General features: G+C 38.2%; 15 protein-coding genes, 3 tRNA genes and 3 rRNA genes. 11 read left to right on the top strand and 10 right to left on the bottom strand.

Going from position 1 to position 24,378, the window contains the following annotated elements; translation table 11 throughout:
* Positions 1-17: 17 nt before the first annotated feature.
* From F9B76_RS09030 to F9B76_RS09005, 6 genes are all read left to right on the top strand, one after another.
* Positions 18-107: transfer RNA gene (locus F9B76_RS09030), tRNA-Ser, on the top strand.
* Between the two features lie 302 nt (positions 108-409).
* The gene (locus F9B76_RS09025; RefSeq protein ID WP_159991810.1) at positions 410-979 is read left to right on the top strand and encodes an NUDIX hydrolase; all 570 of its coding nucleotides are present in this window, start codon (positions 410-412) and stop codon (positions 977-979) included.
* Positions 980-1,010: 31 nt separating this feature from the next.
* Positions 1,011-2,447: an NAD-dependent succinate-semialdehyde dehydrogenase gene (locus F9B76_RS09020; RefSeq protein ID WP_159992180.1), complete on the top strand. Its 1,437-nt coding sequence runs from the start codon at positions 1,011-1,013 to the stop codon at positions 2,445-2,447.
* Between the two features lie 193 nt (positions 2,448-2,640).
* The gene (locus F9B76_RS09015; protein ID WP_159991809.1) at positions 2,641-3,594 is read left to right on the top strand and encodes a hypothetical protein; all 954 of its coding nucleotides are present in this window, start codon (positions 2,641-2,643) and stop codon (positions 3,592-3,594) included.
* Positions 3,594-4,220 (top strand): hypothetical protein, encoded by a 627-nt coding sequence (locus tag F9B76_RS09010; RefSeq protein WP_159991808.1) that lies wholly within the window; start codon positions 3,594-3,596, stop codon positions 4,218-4,220. Before F9B76_RS09015 ends, F9B76_RS09010 begins: the two co-directional genes overlap by 1 nt.
* Before the next feature lie 779 nt (positions 4,221-4,999).
* Positions 5,000-6,613 (top strand): tannase/feruloyl esterase family alpha/beta hydrolase, encoded by a 1,614-nt coding sequence (locus tag F9B76_RS09005; RefSeq protein WP_159991807.1) that lies wholly within the window; start codon positions 5,000-5,002, stop codon positions 6,611-6,613.
* A gap of 159 nt (positions 6,614-6,772) precedes the next feature.
* On the opposite strand, the gene F9B76_RS09000 is transcribed toward F9B76_RS09005, so the two are convergent.
* The 3 genes from F9B76_RS09000 to pncB form a co-directional block, all read right to left on the bottom strand.
* Positions 6,773-9,529 (bottom strand): RHS repeat-associated core domain-containing protein, encoded by a 2,757-nt coding sequence (locus tag F9B76_RS09000; RefSeq protein WP_243140713.1) that lies wholly within the window; start codon positions 9,527-9,529, stop codon positions 6,773-6,775.
* A gap of 283 nt (positions 9,530-9,812) precedes the next feature.
* Complete coding sequence (locus tag F9B76_RS08995; RefSeq protein WP_159991805.1) at positions 9,813-10,163, bottom strand: RidA family protein; 351 nt, start codon at positions 10,161-10,163, stop codon at positions 9,813-9,815.
* Between the two features lie 240 nt (positions 10,164-10,403).
* Positions 10,404-11,579: a nicotinate phosphoribosyltransferase gene (gene pncB, locus F9B76_RS08990; RefSeq protein WP_159992179.1), complete on the bottom strand. Its 1,176-nt coding sequence runs from the start codon at positions 11,577-11,579 to the stop codon at positions 10,404-10,406.
* Positions 11,580-11,699: 120 nt separating this feature from the next.
* Between pncB and fdxA the strand changes: the two genes are divergently transcribed.
* The 5 genes from fdxA (at position 11,700) to serB (ending at position 15,558) form a co-directional block, all read left to right on the top strand.
* Positions 11,700-12,026: a ferredoxin FdxA gene (gene fdxA / locus F9B76_RS08985; RefSeq protein WP_159991804.1), complete on the top strand. Its 327-nt coding sequence runs from the start codon at positions 11,700-11,702 to the stop codon at positions 12,024-12,026.
* 1 nt (position 12,027) lies between these two features.
* A complete protein-coding gene (locus F9B76_RS08980; protein ID WP_159991803.1) occupies positions 12,028-12,798 on the top strand; it encodes a ferredoxin--NADP reductase in 771 nt (256 codons plus the stop codon).
* A gap of 136 nt (positions 12,799-12,934) precedes the next feature.
* Complete coding sequence (locus F9B76_RS08975) at positions 12,935-13,633, top strand: RnfABCDGE type electron transport complex subunit B (RefSeq protein ID WP_159991802.1); 699 nt, start codon at positions 12,935-12,937, stop codon at positions 13,631-13,633.
* Between the two features lie 81 nt (positions 13,634-13,714).
* Positions 13,715-14,353 carry an endonuclease III gene (gene nth / locus F9B76_RS08970; protein ID WP_159991801.1) on the top strand — a complete coding sequence of 213 codons (639 nt, stop codon included), beginning with the start codon at positions 13,715-13,717 and terminating at the stop codon, positions 14,351-14,353.
* Between the two features lie 338 nt (positions 14,354-14,691).
* The gene (gene serB, locus F9B76_RS08965) at positions 14,692-15,558 is read left to right on the top strand and encodes a phosphoserine phosphatase SerB (protein WP_159991800.1); all 867 of its coding nucleotides are present in this window, start codon (positions 14,692-14,694) and stop codon (positions 15,556-15,558) included.
* Positions 15,559-15,856: 298 nt separating this feature from the next.
* On the opposite strand, the gene F9B76_RS08960 is transcribed toward serB, so the two are convergent.
* The 7 genes from F9B76_RS08960 to F9B76_RS08930 form a co-directional block, all read right to left on the bottom strand.
* A complete protein-coding gene (locus F9B76_RS08960; protein ID WP_159991799.1) occupies positions 15,857-16,270 on the bottom strand; it encodes an organic hydroperoxide resistance protein in 414 nt (137 codons plus the stop codon).
* A gap of 5 nt (positions 16,271-16,275) precedes the next feature.
* Positions 16,276-16,893, bottom strand: coding sequence for a glutathione S-transferase family protein (locus tag F9B76_RS08955; protein ID WP_159991798.1), 618 nt, complete (start codon positions 16,891-16,893; stop codon positions 16,276-16,278).
* Between the two features lie 586 nt (positions 16,894-17,479).
* Positions 17,480-17,592 (bottom strand): 5S ribosomal RNA (gene rrf / locus F9B76_RS08950).
* A gap of 133 nt (positions 17,593-17,725) precedes the next feature.
* A 23S ribosomal RNA gene (locus F9B76_RS08945) occupies positions 17,726-20,761 on the bottom strand.
* 426 nt (positions 20,762-21,187) lie between these two features.
* Positions 21,188-21,263, bottom strand: a tRNA-Ala gene (locus F9B76_RS08940).
* Between the two features lie 5 nt (positions 21,264-21,268).
* Positions 21,269-21,345, bottom strand: a tRNA-Ile gene (locus F9B76_RS08935).
* 69 nt (positions 21,346-21,414) lie between these two features.
* Positions 21,415-22,951, bottom strand: a 16S ribosomal RNA gene (locus tag F9B76_RS08930).
* Together the 16S, 23S and 5S rRNA genes with 2 tRNA genes alongside form the textbook arrangement of a ribosomal RNA operon.
* Positions 22,952-24,378 lie beyond the last annotated feature (1,427 nt).

Raw genomic sequence — 24,378 nt, 5'->3', positions numbered from 1 at the left:
ATTTTATTGGTGTGATAGGAAGCTTGGCAGAGCGGTTGAATGCACCGGTCTTGAAAACCGGCGAGGGTTTGCGCCCTCCGTGAGTTCGAATCTCACAGCTTCCGCCAATATAAAGATAAATAACCTCCGCTATTGGAGGTTTTTTTGTTTCTATCAAATGTAGTTCCCCCTTAGTCAATTTACCTTAGTCAATTTATTTTACACCCTATAAAATTATTACCCATCAACCTACCTTCATTCCCTCTAACGTAACGAATCAAATTTAAAATTTGATGATGCCACTCGCTTATCCCATCCTGTAAAAACCTTAATTTAAGAGAAAGTCTATCCTTATCACTTCCCTTCTTTGCAAAACTATCTGAAACTGATTAAACTTATCATTAACGACTATTAGTTAAGTGAGTTGATCATGACATCCAATTCTACTTTTTATTTCCCTGCACCAATTACACAACACTTTTGCACCCAATGCGGACATCAACTCACTCGAATGCGACCACCACTTGACAACAAAGAAAGAGATTGTTGTACTCACTGTGGGGCAGTTCACTATCGAAACCCTTTACCTGTAGTTGGCACATTACCTATTTGGGAAGATAAAATTTTACTCTGCAAAAGAGCGATTGAACCATGCTATGGAAAATGGACTTTACCAGCAGGCTTTATGGAACTAGACGAAAGTACAGAACAAGGGGCAATACGAGAAACCCTTGAAGAAGCAGGGGCTCATATCCAACTACAACAATTACTCACTATTTTAGATGTTCCCTCTGTCAGCCAAGTACACCTCTATTACCTTGCCACACTACAAAATCTTCATTTCACCCCAGGTGAAGAATCTTTAGAGGTTCAATTATTTTCTTTTGAAAATATCCCTTGGGCAGAAATTGCTTTTCCAACTGTCGAAAAAACATTACGTTATTATATAGAGTGTTATCCACACTCAACTCCCCCTCCTCTACACCTTGTATTACCTTAATTAATCAACGCTTATTTTATAAGGATAGATGATGAAAACGATTGAACAACTCTTACAGCACCCCGATATTACCTTCACCCCTATTGATAACGCTATAACAGTGGTTAATCCTGCTACACAAACCCCTATAGCCTATGTTCGTACGACATCAATACCCACACTTCACACATTAATTAATCAAGCCGAAAAAGCACAACAAGTGTGGCAACAAAAAACTGCCTTAGAAAGAGCAGATATTCTCTGGAATTGGTACTATGCCTTAAAAGAGAATAAAGAAAATCTTGCTCGCATTATGACTATGGAACAAGGCAAAAGCCTAACAGAATCTCGTGGGGAAATTGATTATGCCGCCAGCTTTATTCGTTGGTTTGCCGAAGAAGCACGCCGTATGGATGGCGATATTCTTACCAGTGTTAAGAAAACCCAAAAATTACTGGTAATTAAACAAGCCATTGGTGTAACAGCCGCCATTACCCCATGGAATTTCCCGGCGGCAATGATTACTCGTAAAGCCGCCCCTGCCCTTGCTGCTGGATGTGCGATGATTGTTAAACCAGCTAGCCAGACACCACTTAGTGCTTATGCACAAGCAGTATTAGCCTATGAAGCAGGTATTCCTAATGATTTATTTGTCATTATAAATGGCAAGGCTGCCGACATTAGCCAAGCCTTTGCAGATAACCCGATCATTCGTAAAATTAGCTTTACTGGATCAACAGATGTAGGAATTAAAATTTTTGAAAAGAGTGCTAAACATATCAAAAAATTAAGCCTAGAACTTGGTGGTAATGCCCCCTTTATTGTCTTTGAAGATGCCGATTTAGAAAAAGCTGCCGAAGGTCTTATTCAGAGTAAATTCCGTAATAGTGGGCAAACATGTGTATGTACAAACCGTGTATATGTACACCGCTCTATTTACGAACAATTTGCTAAGATTGTTGCTGAAAAAACCTCAAATCTTAAACTTGGTAATGGCTTAGAAGATGGTGTTCAGCAAGGCCCGCTTATTGATGAAAAAGCCGTTAGCAAAGTCGAAGAACATATCGCTGATGCACTAAGTAAAGGTGCACAATGTATGGTAGGGGGCAAGCGAAGTGTATTAGGCGGTACTTTTTTTGAACCAACTGTACTGACACACGTTACCCAAAATATGAAAGTTGCCAAAGAAGAAACATTTGGTCCTCTTTGTCCTCTCTTCCCATTTGATACAGAAGAAGAGGTCATTGCTCAGGCTAACGATACAGAATTTGGCTTAGCATCCTATCTCTTTACCCAAAATACCGCTCGTCAATGGCGTGTGGGAGAAGCCTTGGCATACGGTATGGTAGGTATTAATACAGGGCTTATTAGTAATGAAGTCGCCCCCTTTGGTGGTGTTAAATTAAGTGGTTTAGGTAGAGAAGGCAGTAAATATGGTATTGATGAGTACCTAGAAATGAAGTATATGTGTGTCGATATAAGCGAATAGCCACTAATACCCAAAACACTAGGATAAATTTATCCTAGTGTTTTTTTATACCCTTACATTTTGAAAAGAAAAGGTGTATAACTATAAAGAGGTTATGACACTTATTTGACTTATTTATACGATAGTATGGATAAAGCAGATTAACGGTGTACACCGCAAAATATATGGTTATATACTCAAAGGAGATTAAGACATGGAGAAAAAGATAAAAGATAAAATAAAGACCATATCTTATTTAAAAGAACAAGATATATCTATAGTCAATCCCAATAAAAAGTATATTATCAATAACCACCAAAATAATGAACCTCTTCAACAAAAAATAAGTCTTATTGGACTACATACTTTCTTTATGGTGATTTCATTTTGCTTTTTATTATTTATTTATAAATATTGGAGTAGTAAAAAAAGCAATCATATTACAGAATCACTCGTAGAAGTAGGCGATATTCTATATAACTTTATCCCCTTCCTTATCCCTATCTTGATGATTATGGTACTTTTTCGATTTGGATATAGATCAGACAAGCGAACAACCTTTTTCCTTAATATGACCACGGCTTTCTTTCCCATTATGCTCTTAGTACAGCTTACTACAGGATGGAACGGTCATCAAAAATCATTTGAAGGGATTATTTTATTCTTAGAATTAACATCTTTAGTCATTGGAACATTATTACTCAGTGAAATCCTACTCAAATGGATAAATTTTTCTTATAACAAAATAACCCCTATACAAAGATTTTCTTATTATGCTTTACTTTTTATAGTACAAACTCTACTTATTCCCTTTATTTTTATAGGGATTGATTATCAATTTGGTAAGGAACAATACTTCAATATTGATACCATACGACAAGCTACTCAACAATATGGAATTCAACTGATACCATTTATCCCTATCTCCTTATTTATCCGATATTACACTAAAAGTATCCGCTCCTATCTTTTCAGTCTTTCTTTATTAATTATTCTACTATTTGCTAGCTATTACCTCTTAGCATTTAACCTTCCCTTCACTAAAGGCAATCCTCTTTGCTATATATATTGGACAACAATTATTCTCTTATGGTCATTATTGAGTGAAGGAATAGCAACATTATTACTTTTACTAGGAATTCAGATTACTATCAAAAAGGAAACATAATGAACACTGGAAAAAATAAGATAAATAATAAATATCACGAAGACTTATCATTTGGGGTAGATAATTCTATTCCTACAAAACCAATAGGACACAATTCCACAAATCAAAAAGACTCTTCTAAGAAAATAGATTTTATGGTTAAGTATTCTTTTTCAGCCATAGTTTCTTTTTATTTTTTATTATTTATTTACGAGTATTGGATAAATAATAAAGACAACCATAATTTTATAGAAGCAATAGCAGAAGTAATTGGTATGTTCTTCAACCTGAGTCCCTTAGTCATCCCACCCCTTTTTATTATGACACTTATTCGGTATAAATGTAGAAAAAAACCAAAAACTGCATTTTTCATCAATAGTTTTATTTCCCTCTTTCCAATCTATTTCTTTATGCAATTAGCTTTTACATTTAGTCATGGTAGAACCTCTTCTGACGTAATCAATTTATTCTTACAATTATTTTCTTTAGTAATAGGAACATTATTACTCTGTGAAATCCCTCAGAAAAGAATACAGAATATAGAAACAGAGAAATCAGTTTCCTTATCTATAAAAAATATACCCCTATATATCTGCTTTTTGATAACTCAACTCACCATATTATCTTTTCTCATTCATTTATTTTGATTTATATGATGCCTATTTAAACTATTCTTCTTTAAATGATATACCATTTCCTCTACAATATATTATAAAATTTGTACCTCTAACCTTTATTGCTGTCTTTATTAAATATTATGCTAAAAACTTTGAAGACTATTTACTCAAAACCTTATTAGCAAGTGTATTCTTATTAATAGCCTACGATATTTTCACCCTTTCTCCTCTTATTTTTCACATTGTAAAATATCTCTACGAGCTTGGGATTATCTTACTATGGTTAAGCTTTAGTGAAGGACTAAGCCATTTATTGTATGCACTATGGGTAAAACTAAAAAACTTTATTGTAAATAGATTCTTGAAGTAGAAATAAATTCACTTAACAGATTATTAAAAACAGAGAGAATACAATGAAAAAGCAGTACCGTATTCAACAACAAAATAGAGATATAGCAATAACTATCTATTTTTAGTAATCCATTATTCAACCTCAGTTTTTTAGTAATCCCAACTATTATGGTTAAGTTTTATTTTAAAAATAAACTATAGATTGCTTTTTTATGCAACTTAATCTTAAGATAGAAATATAACATTTTAAAAACTGAGTTGATAAGGTAAGATGTGTAGTATTGCACTTCATTTTTGAATCAGCCAAATAAAAAAGTTTAAAATTAAAGAAATTAATAATTGTTGATGTACTATTTAGTGCGGCTATTTAATTATAGTTGTTATAAACACTTGAACTTATTATTAAATGCTTTTTATGACAGACTACAGTAGTGGATTTTTATTCTTTCGGAGTCACTATGAATAAATTTTCTTTTTCTTTAATTTCACTTGTCTTACTCAGTGTTTCTTATTCTTCTTTTGCCTCATCCTTAAAAAACTCAATCGCAATTAATGAGGCGAAGTGCCTTGCATTAAAAGAAACATCAATTCTTAATACTGAAATTCAAAGAGTCGAATGGAATGCAAATGGTGAAATCCCTGCAGATAAAATGTCAGCGTTTACTGGAGGAGCTGCAAAAAATTTATATACCACACCACATTGTATTGTGGAGGGGGAAATTGGTGCGAGAACTGGTGTGGACGGCAAACACTATGGCACTCGTTTTCAGCTACGCTTGCCTAAAAATTGGAATAATAAATTTTTATTTCAAGGAGGGGGTGGAGTAGATGGCTTTGTTGCACCTGCTGTTGGTAATATTCCATTTAACACGACAACGGCAACACCAGCTTTAATGCGTGGTTATACGGTAGTCAGCATGGATGGAGGACATCCAACGCCAACGCCTGAATTTGGAGCAGATCAACAAGCACGACTTGATTTTGCTTACCAATCTATAGGTAAAGTGACAACAGTCGCAAAACAAATTATTCAGCAGATTTATCAACAACGACCTAAACATAGTTTCTTTATGGGATGTTCAAATGGAGGACGTGAGGCAATGATTGCGGTACAACGTTATCCTCTGGAGTTTGATGGGATCGTGGCAGCCAATGCTGGTTTTCGTTTATCTCGTGCAAATATCGCCCAACAATGGGATCTACAGCATTTTATGAGTATAGCACCAATCAATGCTCAAGGCGAAAAAGTCTTATCTAACGCATTTACCCAAGAAGAGTTAGATAAAGTATCTAACGGTGTATTGCAACACTGTGATGCCAAAGATGGTTTAAAAGATGGCATTATTAATGCATGGGAGAGTTGTGATTTTTCACCAGATTCCCTTGACTTACCGAAAGAGAAAATTACAGTATTAAAATCGGTATTTGATGGTGCAAAAGATAGTAAAGGAAATCAAATTTATAGCGGTTGGTACTATGATTCAGGTATTAATCAGCCTAATTGGCGTAATTGGAAATTAGGTTCTTCACAAACAGGTGAAATTAATGCATTAAGTGCAACCTTAGGAGCAGGTTCACTGACAATGTATTTTATGACACCCTATAATCCGAACTTTAATTGGCATAAGTTTGACTTTGACAAAGATACGCCTCGTGTATATCAAACCGGCGCAATAAACGATGCAGTTTCCACAGATCTAAGTAGCTTTAAAGCCAACGGTGGTAAATTGATTATCGTAACAGGGGTATCTGATCCAGTATTTTCAGCAAAAGACCAAGTAGCATGGTTTAATGAATTTCAAAAAGATACCCAAAATGTGAAGGAATTTTCCCGACTTTTCGTTGCTCCGGGGTTAACCCATTGTGGCGGTGGCAATGGGTTAGATGATTTTGATCCTCTGACAGCATTAGAGCAATGGCATGATAATCATCAAGCACCAGAAAGTCTGTTGGCGAAAAGTAAAACTTATCCAAATAAGCAAATGCCAATTTGTGCTTATCCTAAAATTGCAACTTATATAGGTGGTGATGAAAATAAAGCAGAGAGCTTTGAATGCCGACAACTAAATTAAAAACAATTGCAAATGCCGTTGTTTCTTTATCATTTTGATTCTAAAAAAGATTATAAAATCTTATAAATAATCTATAAAATTTTAAATATAAAATATTAAAACCTATTATATAAATCTTATATAATAGGTTTTATATAAATATAGTAGATTCAAATTCACTTATTCTACTACTTCTAAATGAGAAGTCCAATCTAACTCTTGTTCTAACCAATTAATATACTCTAACCCTAATGGATCAATAAAATGGCGGGGTTGTTGAGCAACATAACCATAAGGGTCATTTGTTAGCGTAGGCCCTAGAGGGTCAGGCTCTAAATAATGTCCTGCTTTAGGATCATAGGTTCTAAAATAATTATCATGCAATTGTGTTTCTACATCATAGTATTGCCCAGGTTGTCGTAGATTAAATTCAATATTCTCTTTGATAATAGTTGCCTCTCCCATAGGGCTATAATAGGCTGCCCATTGAATATTTTGCTGTTCATCTGATACTAAAAAGGGTTGCCCAAGGTGATCATTATGAATATAAAATACTTTTAGTGTATCTTGATGCTCAACAATTCCCTCTTCATTCTTTCCTTGAGTAGAAACATTATTCTCTTTTATCCTTTTACCAAAAACAGTATCCTCCCTTTCACTAAGAGAAATCACTTCTTCTGTAAAAGCAATAGGCATTATGCCTGAATAATAATAGTGTCTTTTTAAACTTACTTTTCCTTGTCTTTCTATGATTTCTTCTACTAATTTATTTTCTTTATACTTAAAATAAATGACTTTATCTTTCAATGTTTTCTTCGTACGGATACCTCCCTCATAATCATATTTTGCAATAAGCTCATTACCCTTTTTAACCGAGTCAATCCGCCATAAAGTATAGGATGAATCTGTAAGGTTAGCATTTGCTTCTGTACGGTTATTTTTATCTTCTTGTGTATTCTCTCTATCACGAATTACTGCTCCTTTTTGCTTATCACCCAATTTACCCTCTTCTACAGAGATAGTTCGTTGCATTATTTGATAATGTAACCGTAGATTATTCACCTCAATAATACGCTCTTTTTGCGGATGATATACAACAGGTTTCTCTGTCTTTCCATCAATAGCATAAGCAGCACTATTCCCTTCTCGTTGCCAAGCATAATAAAACGTATGAGAGGCTATTGGCTTTGTATGTTGAGGGGGTTCTTCTACCTGCACTTTTTCTTTAGTTTCTACCGTAGATTTATTATTTATACTGGTAGTATGAGCAGATAACTCACTGACATCAACTGTATTAAATACTTGTTGTTCTCCCTTATTGGGTACTACTTTTTTCTGATTGGGTATATATAACTTTTCACTATCCACGCCATCATAAATATTTTGTAAACCTACTATTAATCGTATTTTATTATCATAAGAATACTGTTGATATACTGTTTTATTCATCTCATGAAAAATAATTTTTTCAGCGAGCAAAATACCCTCAGGGCTATATTGTCGTTGTTGTGTCCAAATTGGTTTTCCTGCTTTTTCTAAGATGAGATGTCGGTCTTGAAAGTTTTTATTATTTTGCTTTAAATATAAATTATTTTTAAAGATAAGTTTATCCTCTTCTAGCTTAACAAACGGCTGGGCCACATTATCCTTATTTTCTTCCAGCAGAATACTATGTTGAAAACCAACTTTTTTCTTACCTGTTAAAACATTTTCCCATTCAATAGGCATCCCATTTGAATGATAAAAAATAGTTGTCTTACCCCATGTAGGGTGTTCAAAATCAATAGACTTTACATTAGCTTGTTGATCTCGATAAATAGAAAACCCATTGATGTAGCTTAACTGTCCCTGTGCGTTATAACTCGCTTTTGTTCCCACTTGAGGGCAAAGATAACACCCTACACCAGAAACCTCTTCAAGCAAATACTGCCCAGCTTTCATCACTCCTTTAATGAATGTTTGTTGTCCCTCTTTATCTGTTACTACGGTTAGGCTGTGTGTGTTATTTTGTGTTGCTTCTTGCTGATAATCAATGGTTAATGCTTCATCTACTAATGTTGTATAGCTATAAATTGCCTTTCCATCTGCTTGATAATGCCATTCATTTAGGCGTAATATTTTGCTTTCTGGTGTGATTAAATGAATCCCCGTCAAACGATAAGGATCACCTGCTTGATGTATTTCCTCATAGAGATATTCTCGTTGCCATTTATCAGCACGTACAACTTTTAATAAACGCGTAGCAGAAAAATCAGTCGGTATATCATATTGATAGCTAAATATACCTACAGGGCTTTCCACTTGTTTTAATACATAATGTTGACCTTGTAATGCATAGTGAAACGTTAAGGTTTCCTGTTCATTAAAGACACGAGAAATATACGGTTTACCATCTAATAGCTGATAATCAATATACACTTTAGGAAAACCAAATAACGCTAATTCAATCAAATAACCTTGTGCATTGAAAACTCGCAGGCTACCTTCTGGTCTATGCCACTCCCAATTTCCTTGCGTGTTTTGTTGGATATAACCTTCATTAGTATTTTGTGCTACTGCCTTCCCATTTTTGGGAGAGCTAAACAGAATTCTTTGCCCATCATCTAATACAATCTGCCAAGCGTGCGAAAAAGGGTATAAATGTGTTGAATAAGAATGTGTCCACCCTGCCCCCATTGGATTAGCCACTGTTGCCATGGCATTGTAATACCGTGTCATTTCTAAGCCTGAAGGACGCATCAATACATCTTCTTCTTGTTGAAACTTATTACCACTCATTAAATGAATGGGGTTACCCACCCCCAAATTCAGTTTAGGTTCAAATGCATGATAGGCACAAGGATTGCCTGTTTTAGCGGCTAAACACGTTTTTACCTCTTGTGCAACGGTATTATTTACTATCAAAAAGACAAAAAGCCCCCACCAAATATACTTCATCACTTACCTCACCAAAAAATAGTAGCACTATAAAAACTAAGTCAGTCGATACACCTGATTTGGCGTATCCCAACTTAGCTTTTATTTATTTTTAAGTGAAGAAAAAGATATTTGCTCGTAAAATATTATCCTAAGACATTGTCTATAACTCTTTTCTTCACTATGCCTACCTCTATTCATACAAAATGAATAAGGCAATAAGTATTATTGTTAATGACTTTTTGAAAAAAAGAAATTGGATAAATTTAGCATAGGCTATTTTTAGCCTACATAATACAGCCTTTTAAACTGCCGCAGTAACAATAATTTCCACTTTCCAATCAGGATTGGCTAAACGAGCCTCCACGGTTGCTCGTGGCGGCGCATTTGTTTTAGATACCCAAGCATCCCAGGCTTTATTCATTTCATCAATCTCTGCGATATTACTGATAAAGATTTGTACCATAAGCAAACGGTCTTTATTCGTCCCTGCTTGTGCCAATAAGCGATCAATGGTTTCTAATACTTGTCGTGTTTGCCCCTGCATATCTAAACTAGCATCATCAGGTACTTGCCCTGCTAAATAAGCCACTCCATTATATACCGCCATATCTGAATAGCGTACTTCTACATTTGTTCGTTTTATATCACTCATCAAACATTCCTTTTATCTATACTGTTTATCCCAAATCATACAATAATAATATATTTTATTTACCCTAAATCACATCTAAAAAAACATATACAAGATTTCTATACCCATCCTTTCACCATACAGCCAAGCAGTATTCTCTACCTATATCAAGAAATGACTTTAACCCCTATAATAAAGTACGAATAAATAGCCATTCACTTAATAAATTTTCTATGGCGAAGAAGAAGTCCTATATACACATTACCCCTTTGGTAAATCAAACACATGACGTAAATAACTTAAATACTCTGGATCAACACTCATAGTTTTACTCGGTTCATCCGATACTTTTGCAACAGGTTGTCCATTACACCCTACCATCTTCATCACAATTTGTAGGGGAGGTACACCAATATCATTTGTCAGATTTGTACCAATACCAAAAGAGGTTTTGCAACGTCCTTTAAATCGTCTAGCGATTTCTAATGCCAACTCAAAATTCAAGCTATCTGAGAAAACCAATGTTTTCATACGAGGATCAACCCGATTATTGAGATAGTGCTGTAATAATCGTTCTCCCCATTCAAATGGATCACCTGAATCATGACGCGCACCATCAAATAATTTGCAGAAGAACATATCAAAATCACGCAAAAAAGCATTTAACCCATATACATCTGATAGGGCAATGCCTAAGTCTCCTCGATATTCTTGTGCCCATTTTTCAAGAGCAAAGACTTGCGAATCTCTCAAACGAGGCCCTAATGCTTGGCAAGCCTGTAAGTATTCATGAGCCATTGTCCCTAATGGTGTAATATTATATTTTTTAGCTAACCATACATTACTAGTGCCGACAAATTGCTCAGGTAAATGCTGCATTAAGGTATATACAACCTCATCATGCCATTCTTTAGAAAAACGGCGACGTGTCCCATAATCAGCAAATTTAAAGTCAGCTATATCCGTTGCATTTTTGACCAAGTCTATCTTTGCTTTTAATCGCCGGCGACCCTCTGCAAAATCCATATTTGGATAAGTATTTCTGAAATACACTTCATTCACAATAGCGAGAACAGGAATTTCAAAAAGAATCGTATGCAACCACGACCCCTTAACTTGAATATTGATCTCGCCATCTTCAGGGGCTTCAGAAACAGTAATGCAGCGCTCAGGCAAATGGAATAATCCTAAAAACTCTACAAAATCTTCTTTAATAAAGCGTAAATTTCTCAAATACTCCAACTCATCATCAGAAAACCTTAATTGACATAAATGATGAATTTCTTCTCGAATTTCTTTGATAAACGGACGTAAATTAATCCCTTGTGTACGACATTTAAAAAGATATTCTACTTGCGCACTAGGAAACTGATGCAATACCACCTGCATCATACTAAACTTGTACAAATCAGTATCTAATAGTGAATTAATAATCATTCCATTACCTTTTTGCATAAAACTACTATAACGTTATCATAGCTTTAGGGTTTTAGGTACTTTTTTAGAAAATAAAGAGTAAAATCATACATTATCAATTTCTTTTTTGTGGAAATCCAAATGACCCATGTAGTAACTGAAAATTGCATCAAATGTAAATATACTGACTGTGTTGATGTTTGTCCGGTGGACTGTTTCAAAGAAGGTCCTAATTTTTTAGTTATTGACCCCGATGAGTGCATCGACTGTGGTGTTTGTGTACCAGAATGCCCTGCTAATGCTATTTTTGCTGAAGAAGATGTACCAGCAGATCAAGTTAACTTTATCAAAATCAATGAAGAATTAGCACCTACTTTTGGTTTTATTAATCGTTCTAAAAAACCGCTTGAAGATGCGGACAAATGGAATGGTGTTCCTGATAAACTTCCCTATTTAGAAAAGCCTTAATATGTCAACTGAACAACGATATACCAAAGAAACCATTACAGATATTCGCTATTGGGTAGATAATAAACTCTTTTCTATTAAAACAACTCGGTCTCCTGAGTTTCAGTTTAAACCAGGGCAATTTGCGCGTTTAGGTTTGCCAGAACAAGAAAATGGAGAACCTACTCTTTGGCGTGGTTTTTCAATGGTAAACCCTGTTGATAGCACTGACCTAGAATTTTATGCAGTTGTCGTACCTGATGGGCAGTTTAGCCCTCGATTAGCCGCTTTATCGATTGGTGATTCACTCTACATTGATAAGACACCTGTTGGTTTTTTAACACTTGATAATTTTCCTAATGGTGGTAAAACCCTTTGGTTACTGGCAACAGGGACGGGTTTATCCGCTTATTTATCTATTATTCATGATGCCACCACATGGGAACGTTTTGATCAAGTGGTTTTATGCCACGGGGTTCGCTATATCAACGAACTTAGTTATCAAGAAACCATTGCCCAATGGAAATCCCAATGGGGAGATCGTTTTATTTACTTACCACTTCCTACGCGTGAACCTCATGCACATTACCCTCAAAAACGCCTAACACACCTGATTGAACACGATGAGTTAGCTAAACTAGCAGGAGTAGATTTAAACCCTGCAACGGATTGTGTGATGTTATGTGGTAATCCCGATATGCTAACAGAGGCTCGTAAAATCTTAAGTGAAAAAGGATTTGCTGCAGGTCGCCGAGGTAATATCGGTAATCTTGCTGTTGAGAAGTATTGGTAAGTATTGATACACCCTTAAATTTAAAATAGAAGTGCAACATAAATAATCCATTAATCAATGTAGAACCCCCATGTTGCACTCTAACGTAAAGTCTGCCTTCTGATATATCTATACCCCTCTAAGGATTTTCTATTGTATGAGTGAATCAACACAAATACTGATTCAAAAAATTGACACTATCCTACCGCAAACACAATGTACCAAATGCGGTTATGAAGATTGTCATGCCTATGCTACTGCCATTGCTACAAAGGGTGAATCCATTAACCGATGCCCCCCTGGCGGTGAAGCAGGTATTGCCAAACTAGCAGCATTACTCAATACTCCCCCTCTTCCACTAAATACAAGCTGTGGGGAGACTACCCCCCTACATTGGGCAAAAATAGATGAAAATCACTGTATTGGCTGTACCCTCTGCATAAAAGCCTGTCCTGTGGATGCCATTATGGGGGCAAATAAATTTATGCATACCATCATTTCAGACTTATGCTCTGGCTGTGAATTATGCGTTCCCGTTTGTCCTGTTGACTGTATTCAAATGATTCCTGCGCCCAAAGAATGGACTCAACTTGATGCAGATGATGCCAAAGCACGCCATGAGCACCGAACAAAACGTTTAGCAGATTTAGCGGCAAATGAAGAGGAACGTTTAAATCAACATTCTTCCCGACCAACAGATATATTATCCTCTGCTGATACAGTTGCCGAAAAGCTCCATAAAGAGGATAAACAATCAGGGATTTTACAAAATAATCAAGAAGCAAGTCATGCAAAATCAGCCGCTATTGCTATGGCATTAGCACGGGCAAGAGCAAGACGCCAATCCGCCCAATAAACAAATAGTTTTTACCATTCTCTACTTGCCATAAAAGTATTGATATAAATATTGATAATCCTGATACAGTAGAATGTATTTATGAATAAACAAAAACGTACCGAAATATTTGCTCGCTTTCAAGCGGCAAATCCAGATCCTAAGACAGAATTACTTTATGAGAATCCTTTTCAGCTATTAATTGCGGTGATTCTTTCTGCCCAGGCAACAGACAAATCTGTCAATATTGCAACTCGTCCTATTTTTTCAACACGTAAAACAGCACAAGATATTCTGGATATGGGACTGGATGACTTTACACAAGCTATTCGTTCTATTGGTCTTTATAAAACAAAGGCTAAAAATGTACTTAAAACCTGTGAAATACTAGTCAATCAATACAATGGTGAAGTACCTCAAACGAGAGAAGCCTTAGAAGCATTGCCTGGTGTTGGTCGTAAAACAGCAAATGTTGTCCTTAATACCGCTTTTGGGCAAGCAACAATGGCAGTCGATACACATATTTTCCGAGTATCTAATCGCACAGGGATTGCTCCAGGGAAAAATGTACTCGAAGTAGAACAAAAATTACTTAAAGTTGTCCCAAAAGAATATTTACTCAATGCTCATCATTGGTTAATTCTTCATGGTCGTTATATCTGTGTTGCTCGAAAACCTAAATGCCCTCATTGTAATATTTCAGACTTATGTGAATATAAGGACAAAACAAAACCCTCGTAGGGACTTTGGGTAGAGGACTACTATTTACACACTAGTCCCCTATCCTTTTCTTTATATCGAATAAGCCCATATGATATATCAAGCTTAACCTACTATTACCCAAAAAAGAGTGCTTATTTTCCTGATATAACATATGGGAGTTGTATATAAACAAAGCAAATACGACACTTTACCAATCCATATACTCAAATCATTACTACTTTTTTACAGTAAATATTGTTTCTCTCATATCGTATTCCCCTACTTAATCTAATGGAAAATACGATTCTATTTTTACTTTATCTTCCTAACACCTAATCTAGGTTTATAATAAATCTCTCTTATTGTTAAGGACGACTATGACTCACCCTTGTATTGTTATTCAATCACCTACACTCACTCTATCAAAAATGGAACAAATTGCTGCGATTGCTCAAGCAAATCAGCTTATTTTACAGGGAGCTCATGCAGGATTATTAGTAGATGTAGATATAAATAGTATTGAAGAAGTCAAGCTGTTAGCAAAAGTAAGTAAGGCAGATTTTGCTTTTTTTCCACAGTCCTTAGCAAATTGGAGCGACATAAAAGTCCTTGCTATGGATATGGATTCAACACTCATTAATATTGAGTGTATTGATGAAATTGCGGCAATCGCAGGTCGTAAAGCGCAAGTTGCCACCATTACAGAAGCAGCCATGCGAGGGGAAATAACTGATTTTGCTGAAAGTCTTCGCCGGCGTGTCGCTATGTTAGAAGGTGTCCCCGCTAGCGCACTTGAAAAAGTATATCAAGAAAAGCTATTCCTTAATCCCGGTGCAGAATATCTTCTCCAAAAAGCCCATGAGGCAGGTATTAAAACACTATTGGTATCTGGTGGTTTTACCTTTTTTACAGAGCGACTACAAGCACGTTTAGGTTTATCTGAAACGCATGCCAATACATTAGAAATCGATGAAAAAGGTCTTCTTACTGGACGAGTTCTTGGACCTATTATCGATGCACAAGCGAAAGCGCATTATTTAGAAGCACTAGCAGCAAAAGCAGGGGCAAGTATTCAGCAATGTATCGCTATTGGTGATGGTTCAAATGATTTACTCATGATGGAAAAAGCTTACTATTCTGTAGCTTACCGAGCTAAACCTATTGTACAAGACAAAGCCCGTTTTAGTATTAATCACTGTGGATTGGATGCTGTAATTAATTGGTTTATGCCTGACGAACATTAATTATTTAATCTTATACCCCCCTTTTTATAGCAATAATATGTAGATTTTCTGTACAAATAATAGAAAAGGGAAATAAATATTATCGGTAAATAAGCAATAACTCTATAGTTCATTATTCTAAGTGCCTATTTTTATAAAAATACTTGTATTCAATAAGGTAAGTAGAAAATTATTTTTAATATTTACTTTATTTCATAAAGGCATAGCCTACTATCATTACAATAAATTTATCAGTACTCTACAAAAAATATAAGTCATCTAATCGATGACTTATACCTCTTTTAATACAATGGTTGCTTTATACCACTTTTACATGTAGGCGTACATCTACATTACCTCTTACTGCATTAGAATAAGGGCATACTTGATGAGCTCGCTCAATCAATGCCTGTGCCTGTTCTTGGCTTAAACCACTCACTTCAATAGTAATATCCAAATCAAGACTAAATGCACCATCTGGTTTTTGACCAAGACCAACACCTACTGAAGTTTTAGAGGATTGGACAGGTAATTTCATTTGTGTAGCAACAAGTGATAAAGCACTATCAAAACACGCTGCATAACCCATTGCAAATAATTGTTCAGGATTTACTCCTTTTTTATCTTTTTCTTGAAAAGATACTAAATCAAATCCTAATGTTCCATCATCTAATTGTGTATGACCAGAACGTCCTCCAATAGAGGTAGCACTTGTATGATAAAAAATTTTCATATCTATTATCCTTTTAGTTGAGAAAAATCTAATTGCCCTACTTTTTCAATTGCTTTAAGATAGCTAGGGTATGAAGCAATTTGTTCTGCATAACGGGCTATATTTGGAAACTTATCACCCATCATAGCCGTCACAAACTGAGCGGGGAAACTCACCATAAAATCAGCTCCAGTTAAGTCTTTTCCAAGTAACCAATGATGATGCATCAAATGCTGATCTAAGTAAGATAAATGTGTCATAGCATTATCCAAGGCATAGCGCTCTTTAACCTCTTCTTTTGCCAATCGAAACACCATTAATGCCATCATTAACGAACCTTCAGCATAATGCAACCATTGAATATATTGATAATATGCTTTTGTTGCAAAATTAGGTTTTAGCCTATTTTGTCCATATTTATCAATTAAATATTCTACAATAGCACCACTTTCTGCTAATGTAACTTCTCCATCAACTAACACTGGTGCTTTACCTAAAGGATGGAAAGTTTTAAAAATATCAGGAGCAAGACCTGTTTCTGGATTACGGTCAAACGCCTGTAAATCATATTCCAAATCTAACTCTTCTAAAAGCCATACAATACGTTGTGAACGCGATTGGGTTAAATGATAAAGTGTAATCATTCGATTTATCATCCTTAAATAATTCATTATTTTCACTATTAGATAGGCTAAAACCGTATTTATTACTACTATCTAGTGATAGATGACGGTACTATCTTTTATACATATAATTTTTAATCATATATGTAGTTCTCATAAGATAGCATAGAGTATTAGCAAATAATCATACAAAAAGATATGATTATTTCAATGGTTTACACAATGAATAATATCTATTAAAAATTTTAAATTAATAGTTTTAATTTAAATATTTTAATATAAAAATAGATATGTCATGGAAGTATTTTATTTTCTAAATGAGAAGAGAATCCAATAGTCTTTTTTATAAACTTTGTCGATGTTAGTCTTCAGTATTGAATCCAAAAGGGGAAAAAATTGCGAGTTTAATGCGTTAAGTCAGCATAATGTAGTCAGCGTCATTCAGCAGATAACGCAAAGTATATCGATTTATCGATGGCGGTAGCGTTACGATTCACCCATTAACGAGATAGATATAACGTGGCGATACGATAAGGGGAAGGGAGGAAAAGATGGGCAATAAAAAACCTCTCAATCGGTCTAGGATTGAGAGGTTTAGGGAATAAGAGCCTGACGATGACCTACTTTCACAGGTGTCCACCCACTATCATCGGCGCAAAGGCGTTTCACTGTCCTGTTCGGGATGGGAAGGAGTGGGTCCACCTTGCTATGGTCGTCAAGCGTAAACGGATTAGGCTTGTTGCTTTAGCCCTTTGGAAGAAACACAGCTTGTAGGAATTGAGGGTTATGGTTATTTTGAAGTTTTCTGTTAATGGGGCATACCCACACTTTTCTCGTTAACCGATAAAGTTATAGGATCAAGCCTCACGGGCAATTAGTACTGGTTAGCTGCATACATTACTGCACTTACACACCCAGCCTATCAACGTCCTGGTCTCGAACGACCCTTTAGGGGAATCTAGTTCCCGGGATACCTTATCTTCAGACGAGTTTCCCGCTTAGATGCCTTCAGCGGTTATCTCTTCCGTACTTAGCTACTCGGCAATGCCATTGGCATGACAACCGATACACCAGCGGTACGTCCACTCCGGTCCTCTCGTACTAGGAGCAGCCTCCGTCAAGTATCCAACGCCCACGGCAGATAGGGACCAAACTGTCTCACGACGTTTTAAACCCAGCTCACGTACCTCTTTAAATGGCGAACAGCCATACCCTTGGGACCGGCTACAGCCCCAGGATGAGATGAGCCGACATCGAGGTGCCAAACACCGCCGTCGATATGAACTCTTGGGCGGTATCAGCCTGTTATCCCCAGAGTACCTTTTATCCGTTGAGCGATGGCCCTTCCATTCAGAACCACCGGATCACTTTGTCCTGCTTTCGCACCTGTTCGACTTGTCAGTCTCACAGTCAAGCACGCTTATGCCAATGCACTATCAGCACGATTTCCGACCGTACCTAGCGTACCTTCGAACTCCTCCGTTACACTTTGGGAGGAGACCGCCCCAGTCAAACTGCCCACCATACACTGTCCCCAACCCGGATCACGGGCCTAGGTTAGAACCGCAAACAAACCAGGGTGGTATTTCAAGGACGGCTCCAACAAAACTAGCGTTCTGTCTTCTGCGCCTCCCACCTATCCTACACAGGCCGGTTCACAATCCAATGTAAAGCTACAGTAAAGGTTCATGGGGTCTTTCCGTCTAGCCGCGGGGAGATTGCATCATCACAAACACTTCAACTTCGCTGAGTCTCAGGAGGAGACAGTGTGGCCATCGTTACGCCATTCGTGCAGGTCGGAACTTACCCGACAAGGAATTTCGCTACCTTAGGACCGTTATAGTTACGGCCGCCGTTTACTGGGGCTTCGATCAAGAGCTTGCACCCCATCACTTAACCTTCCAGCACCGGGCAGGCGTCACACCCTATACGTCCACTTTCGTGTTTGCAGAGTGCTGTGTTTTTAATAAACAGTCGCAGCCACCGATTCTCTGCGGCCTCTTGGCGCTTTTACACGCTACAAAGGCATACCTTCTCCCGAAGTTACGGTATCAATTTGCCGAGTTCCTTCTCCTGAGTTCTCTCAAGCGCCTTGGAATATTCATCCCGTCCACCTGTGTCGGTTTGCGGTACGGTCAACATTAAACTAGAGCTTAGAGGCTTTTCCTGGGACCACTGCCTGTTACTTCGGGGAATAAATCCCCTTCGGGTCAATCTCTTGGATTTCGCTGCCGGATTTGCCTAACAGCCACCTTAAAATCAACAACGAGTACTACCAATCACTCGATAACATTTCGCAATCCGTCCCCCCATCGCATTTAATGTCGGTGCTGGAATATTAACCAGCTTCCCATCAGCTACGCATCTCTGCCTCACCTTAGGGGCCGACTCACCCTGCGCCGATGAACGTTGCGCAGGAAACCTTGGACTTACGGCGAGGGAGCTTTTCACTCCCTTTATCGCTACTCATGTCAGCATTCGCACTTCTGATACCTCCAGCAGCCTTTTCAAGCCACCTTCTCAGGCTTACAGAACGCTCTCCTACCGCGCATAGTTGCCTATGCACCCGCAGCTTCGGTAACTGGCTTAGCCCCGTTACATCTTCCGCACAGGACGACTCGATCAGTGAGCTATTACGCTTTCTTTAAAGGGTGGCTGCTTCTAAGCCAACCTCCTGACTGTCTATGCCTTCCCACTTCGTTTCCCACTTAGCCAATTTTAGGGACCTTAGCTGGCGGTCTGGGTTGTTTCCCTCTTGAGTCTGGACGTTAGCACCCAGTGCTCTGTCTCCCATACTGTACTTGTCGGTATTCGGAGTTTGCCATGGTTTGGTAAGTCGCCATGACCCCCTAGCCATAACAGTGCTCTACCCCCGACAGTAATATATGAGGCACTACCTAAATAGTTTTCGGAGAGAACCAGCTATTTCCAGATTTGTTTAGCCTTTCACCCCTATCCACAGTTCATCCCCTAATTTTTCAACATTAGTGGGTTCGGTCCTCCAGTATCTGTTACGATACCTTCAACCTGACCATGGATAGATCATCTGGTTTCGGGTCTACACCCAGCGACTAAAATCGCCCTATTCGGACTCGCTTTCGCTACGCCTTCCCTATTCGGTTAAGCTTGCCACTGAATGTAAGTCGCTGACCCATTATACAAAAGGTACGCCGTCACTCCAGATTAAAGCATCCTGACTTGAATGCCAATTGTCACTCCCTTTATCTCTTTTAAAAAAATGACCTTCGTCCATTTTTCCTAAAGGATTAAGAAGCTATTCACTCCTTTTATATCTTTTGAAAAAATGGCCTTCGTCCATTTTTCCTAAAGACCCAAGGTGCTTTAATCTGGAGCTCCGACTGTTTGTATGCACACGGTTTCAGGTTCTATTTCACTCCCCTCCCGGGGTTCTTTTCGCCTTTCCCTCACGGTACTGGTTCACTATCGGTCGATCACGAGTATTTAGCCTTGGAGGATGGTCCCCCCATCTTCAAACAGGATTACACGTGTCCCGCTCTACTTGTCTGACGCTTAGTACCACGTAAAAAGTTTCGTCTACAGGGCTATCACCTGCTACGGCGGTGGTTTCCAACACCTTCGACTGCTTTTTACGCTATCTCGTCTAGGCTCTTCCGATTTCGCTCGCCGCTACTGTCGGAATCTCGGTTGATTTCTTTTCCTCGAGTTACTTAGATGTTTCAGTTCACTCGGTTCGCTTCATTACCCTATGTATTCAGATAATGATACTGCAAAAGCAGTGGGTTTCCCCATTCGGAAATCTGCGGATCAAAGCTTATTTGCTAGCTCCCCGCAGCTTATCGCAAGCTATAACGTCCTTCATCGCCTGTGATCGCCAAGGCATCCACCATGTGCACTTAGTCACTTGATCCTATAACTTTATCGGCTTAATGCCTACTTTGCTATAGCATAAGTTAACTTTACGGTTTTAGATAAATAAAAATTAAGTAAAATACACTCATCTTTCCATTTACCTTGGATATTAACGCCTTTTTGGTACTGGTTCGTACCCGTTAACACCCATTTGCTTGAGTTTGCGTGTTTATGCCGTTCATCAATGTTTATTCATATAGGGGTTATCCTATATGCGTTGAGAACTTCAAAAATAATAATGCAATCACAACCCATCAATAAGTTGGCTTAAATTCCTGGTGAAATTTAAGTTCACTTTATTTACTTGTTGTGCTTCTTCCAAATTGTTAAAGAACAGCCGACTATTGTAGCATATCCTGCTGCAATAGACAATAAAAACTTGTTCGTTGTTTTTTAAAAAACGCTACCTAGTCACCGAATAGAGTGGTGGAGGATAACGGGATCGAACCGATGACCTCCTGCTTGCAAAGCAGGCGCTCTACCAACTAAGCTAATCCCCCGTGATTGGTGGGTCAAGCTGGAATCGAACCAGCGACCCCCGCCTTATCAAGACGGTGCTCTAACCGACTGAGCTACTGACCCAAATTCTAGCTACGTTTTTCATGAACAACCGATAAATGTGGATGCTTTGGCTTTAAAGCTCTTGCTCTTAAAGGAGGTGATCCAGCCGCACCTTCCGATACGGCTACCTTGTTACGACTTCACCCCAGTCATGAATCCTACCGTGGTGACCGTCCTCCTTGCGGTTAGACTAGCCACTTCTGGTAAAACCCACTCCCATGGTGTGACGGGCGGTGTGTACAAGACCCGGGAACGTATTCACCGCGACATGCTGATCCGCGATTACTAGCGATTCCGACTTCATGCAGGCGAGTTGCAGCCTGCAATCCGGACTACGATCAGGTTTATGAGATTAGCTCCACCTCGCGGTTTGGCAACCCTCTGTCCTGACCATTGTATGACGTGTGAAGCCCTACCCATAAGGGCCATGAGGACTTGACGTCATCCCCGCCTTCCTCCGGTTTATCACCGGCAGTCTCATTAGAGTGCTCTTGCGTAGCAACTAATGACAAGGGTTGCGCTCGTTGCGGGACTTAACCCAACATCTCACGACACGAGCTGACGACAGCCATGCAGCACCTGTGTTTCGGTTCTCTTGCGAGCACTGCCAAATCTCTTTAGCATTCCGAACATGTCAAGGGTAGGTAAGGTTTTTCGCGTTGCATCGAATTAATCCACATCATCCACCGCTTGTGCGGGTCCCCGTCAATTCCTTTGAGTTTTAATCTTGCGACCGTACTCCCCAGGCGGTCAACTTCACGCGTTAGCTGCGCTACTAAGTCCCGTAGGACCCAACAGCTAGTTGACATCGTTTAGGGCGTGGACTACCAGGGTATCTAATCCTGTTTGCTCCCCACGCTTTCGTGCATGAGCGTCAGTATTATCCCAGGGGGCTGCCTTCGCCATCGGTATTCCTCCACATCTCTACGCATTTCACTGCTACACGTGGAATTCTACCCCCCTCTGACATACTCTAGTCCGGGAGTTAAAAATGCCATTCCAAGGTTGAGCCCTGGGATTTCACATCTTTCTTTCCGAACCGCCTGCGCACGCTTTACGCCCAGTAATTCCGATTAACGCTTGCACCCTACGTATTACCGCGGCTGCTGGCACGTAGTTAGCCGGTGCTTATTCTTCAGGTACCGTCATGACTTCTTGGTATTAGCAAAAAGCTTTTCTTCCCTGACAAAAGTGCTTTACAACCCGAAGGCCTTCATCGCACACGCGGGATGGCTGGATCAGGGTTGCCCCCATTGTCCAAAATTCCCCACTGCTGCCTCCCGTAGGAGTCTGGGCCGTGTCTCAGTCCCAGTGTGGCTGGTCGTCCTCTCAAACCAGCTACGGATCGTTGCCTTGGTAGGCCGTTACCCCACCAACTAGCTAATCCGATATCGGCCGCTCCAATAGTAAGAGGTCTTGCGATCCCCCTCTTTCCCCCGTAGGGCGTATGCGGTATTAGCTACGCTTTCGCGTAGTTATCCCCCGCTACTGGGTACGTTCCGATACATTACTCACCCGTTCGCCACTCGTCAGCAAGAGAGCAAGCTCTCTTCTGTTACCGTTCGACTTGCATGTGTAAGGCATCCCGCTAGCGTTCAATCTGAGCCAGGATCAAACTCTTCAGTTCAATTCCTGTTTTCTTGTGATAGAAAAATCTATCATCGCTGCTTCACTCAAAAGAAATAACGTTTTATGTATAAAACCTTACTTCTTCATATATGTAGTGTAAGCACTTAAAATAACTTGTAAGCTTACCCCGTGATAGGGTAATGAGCTTTGCATTCCAAGCACCCACACTTATCGGCTGTTAGTTGTTAAAGAACAGATTCGCTTTGAGGCGACGTTGCGTTGAGCAACGAAAGAATGTAATTATGAACTAACTGACTACATTCTGTCAAGTGTTTTTTTAAAAAATTTAAAATCTTTTTTAAAAAACGAAAAAAGAAACAACACATTACGACGATTCTTTTTTCACTTGACCGCTTGGCACAAACACTGTTGTGCAGCGAAGAAATGTAATTATGCCAACTTCTACCCGCTTTAGCAAGTGGTTTCGATCGAAAACCTTGCTATCAGGTAGATTTTCCTTCCGTTTAACACCTCAAAGTAATGCTGTAATACCTTGATTTATCATCTCTTTTTAGTATTCCATAAAATGTCGTTAAAAAGACACATACTTTCTTTTAACCTGTTGCTTTTTAGCTATCAATAATTTTTTTACAACTTATTTTTTATAGCCCCCCTTTCTATCATTATTGTTTTTTAACTGAACTTCTTTTTTATCATTGTTGTTTTTAGGCACACTGTATTTTTAATAGCTTATCCTTTTATTGGCGTTATAGACCCTCATCATATACATAATATACATACGCGGTGAGAAATAGCGATTATATATTGTTTAGGCATCACGCTATCTTATGGGTATTAGGGTATATAGAGATACATATACCCTTTTTCTTAATGAAAGAAAATCTTAATAAAGAAATAGCCTATTGTATCTAGTATATGTTGTATCTAGTATATAGAGACCGTGATAAACTCCTTTTCTCTGATATAGGGATAGCGATAGGCTCATTTTCTCTGTTATATAATTCGTTTTATCTTAGCCATAAAAATAAAAATAGAAGAGCACCCTCATCTCTCCATCAAACGAATAAATGAACCCCATATCTAAATAGACGTACTTCAACAATAAGCATCTCAATGGTAGTAATACCCCCCTCTTTGTTAATATCACAGCATAAGATAATAAGATAACGATAATGATTACCCTAATAAATGATTACCCTAATAAAAAGTTTATTATCCTGATTAAAAGTACCTTTATTAACCAATCGCTCCCACTCACTTATCATCTATTCATTATTTCACTCATAAAGTAGCTTTTATACAACAAATTCATCGAAATTATTTTATTCGCTACACGGCTTTCTTTACACCCCCCTTGAACGCTTTTCTGATACTCTCTTTTGATGGGCTATACGATAATCCGTTAATGCCTTTTTACTTCCCTTCACAATCAGCACCCTATTCCATGCCCCCATTTATTTTTGC

Origin of the sequence: Pelistega ratti (assembly GCF_009833965.1) — a bacterium.
GTDB classification, from domain to species: Bacteria; Pseudomonadota; Gammaproteobacteria; order Burkholderiales; family Burkholderiaceae_B; genus Taylorella; species Taylorella ratti.
This window is presented reverse-complemented; position numbering and strand designations above follow the sequence as displayed.

Excerpts from the sequence above, each read along its gene's own strand:
- serB (WP_159991800.1), top strand. The coding sequence starts at position 14,692 with ATGACTCACCCTTGTATTGTTATTCAATCACCTACACTCACTCTATCA.
- F9B76_RS09025 (WP_159991810.1), top strand. The coding sequence starts at position 410 with ATGACATCCAATTCTACTTTTTATTTCCCTGCACCAATTACACAACAC.
- pncB (WP_159992179.1), bottom strand. The coding sequence starts at position 11,579 with ATGATTATTAATTCACTATTAGATACTGATTTGTACAAGTTTAGTATG.
- fdxA (WP_159991804.1), top strand. The coding sequence starts at position 11,700 with ATGACCCATGTAGTAACTGAAAATTGCATCAAATGTAAATATACTGAC.
- F9B76_RS09010 (WP_159991808.1), top strand. The coding sequence starts at position 3,594 with ATGAACACTGGAAAAAATAAGATAAATAATAAATATCACGAAGACTTA.
- F9B76_RS09015 (WP_159991809.1), top strand. The coding sequence starts at position 2,641 with ATGGAGAAAAAGATAAAAGATAAAATAAAGACCATATCTTATTTAAAA.
- F9B76_RS09000 (WP_243140713.1), bottom strand. The coding sequence starts at position 9,529 with ATGAAGTATATTTGGTGGGGGCTTTTTGTCTTTTTGATAGTAAATAAT.
- F9B76_RS09005 (WP_159991807.1), top strand. The coding sequence starts at position 5,000 with ATGAATAAATTTTCTTTTTCTTTAATTTCACTTGTCTTACTCAGTGTT.
- nth (WP_159991801.1), top strand. The coding sequence starts at position 13,715 with ATGAATAAACAAAAACGTACCGAAATATTTGCTCGCTTTCAAGCGGCA.
- F9B76_RS08955 (WP_159991798.1), bottom strand. The coding sequence starts at position 16,893 with ATGATTACACTTTATCATTTAACCCAATCGCGTTCACAACGTATTGTA.
- F9B76_RS09020 (WP_159992180.1), top strand. The coding sequence starts at position 1,011 with ATGAAAACGATTGAACAACTCTTACAGCACCCCGATATTACCTTCACC.
- F9B76_RS08975 (WP_159991802.1), top strand. The coding sequence starts at position 12,935 with ATGAGTGAATCAACACAAATACTGATTCAAAAAATTGACACTATCCTA.
- F9B76_RS08960 (WP_159991799.1), bottom strand. The coding sequence starts at position 16,270 with ATGAAAATTTTTTATCATACAAGTGCTACCTCTATTGGAGGACGTTCT.
- F9B76_RS08995 (WP_159991805.1), bottom strand. The coding sequence starts at position 10,163 with ATGAGTGATATAAAACGAACAAATGTAGAAGTACGCTATTCAGATATG.
- F9B76_RS08980 (WP_159991803.1), top strand. The coding sequence starts at position 12,028 with ATGTCAACTGAACAACGATATACCAAAGAAACCATTACAGATATTCGC.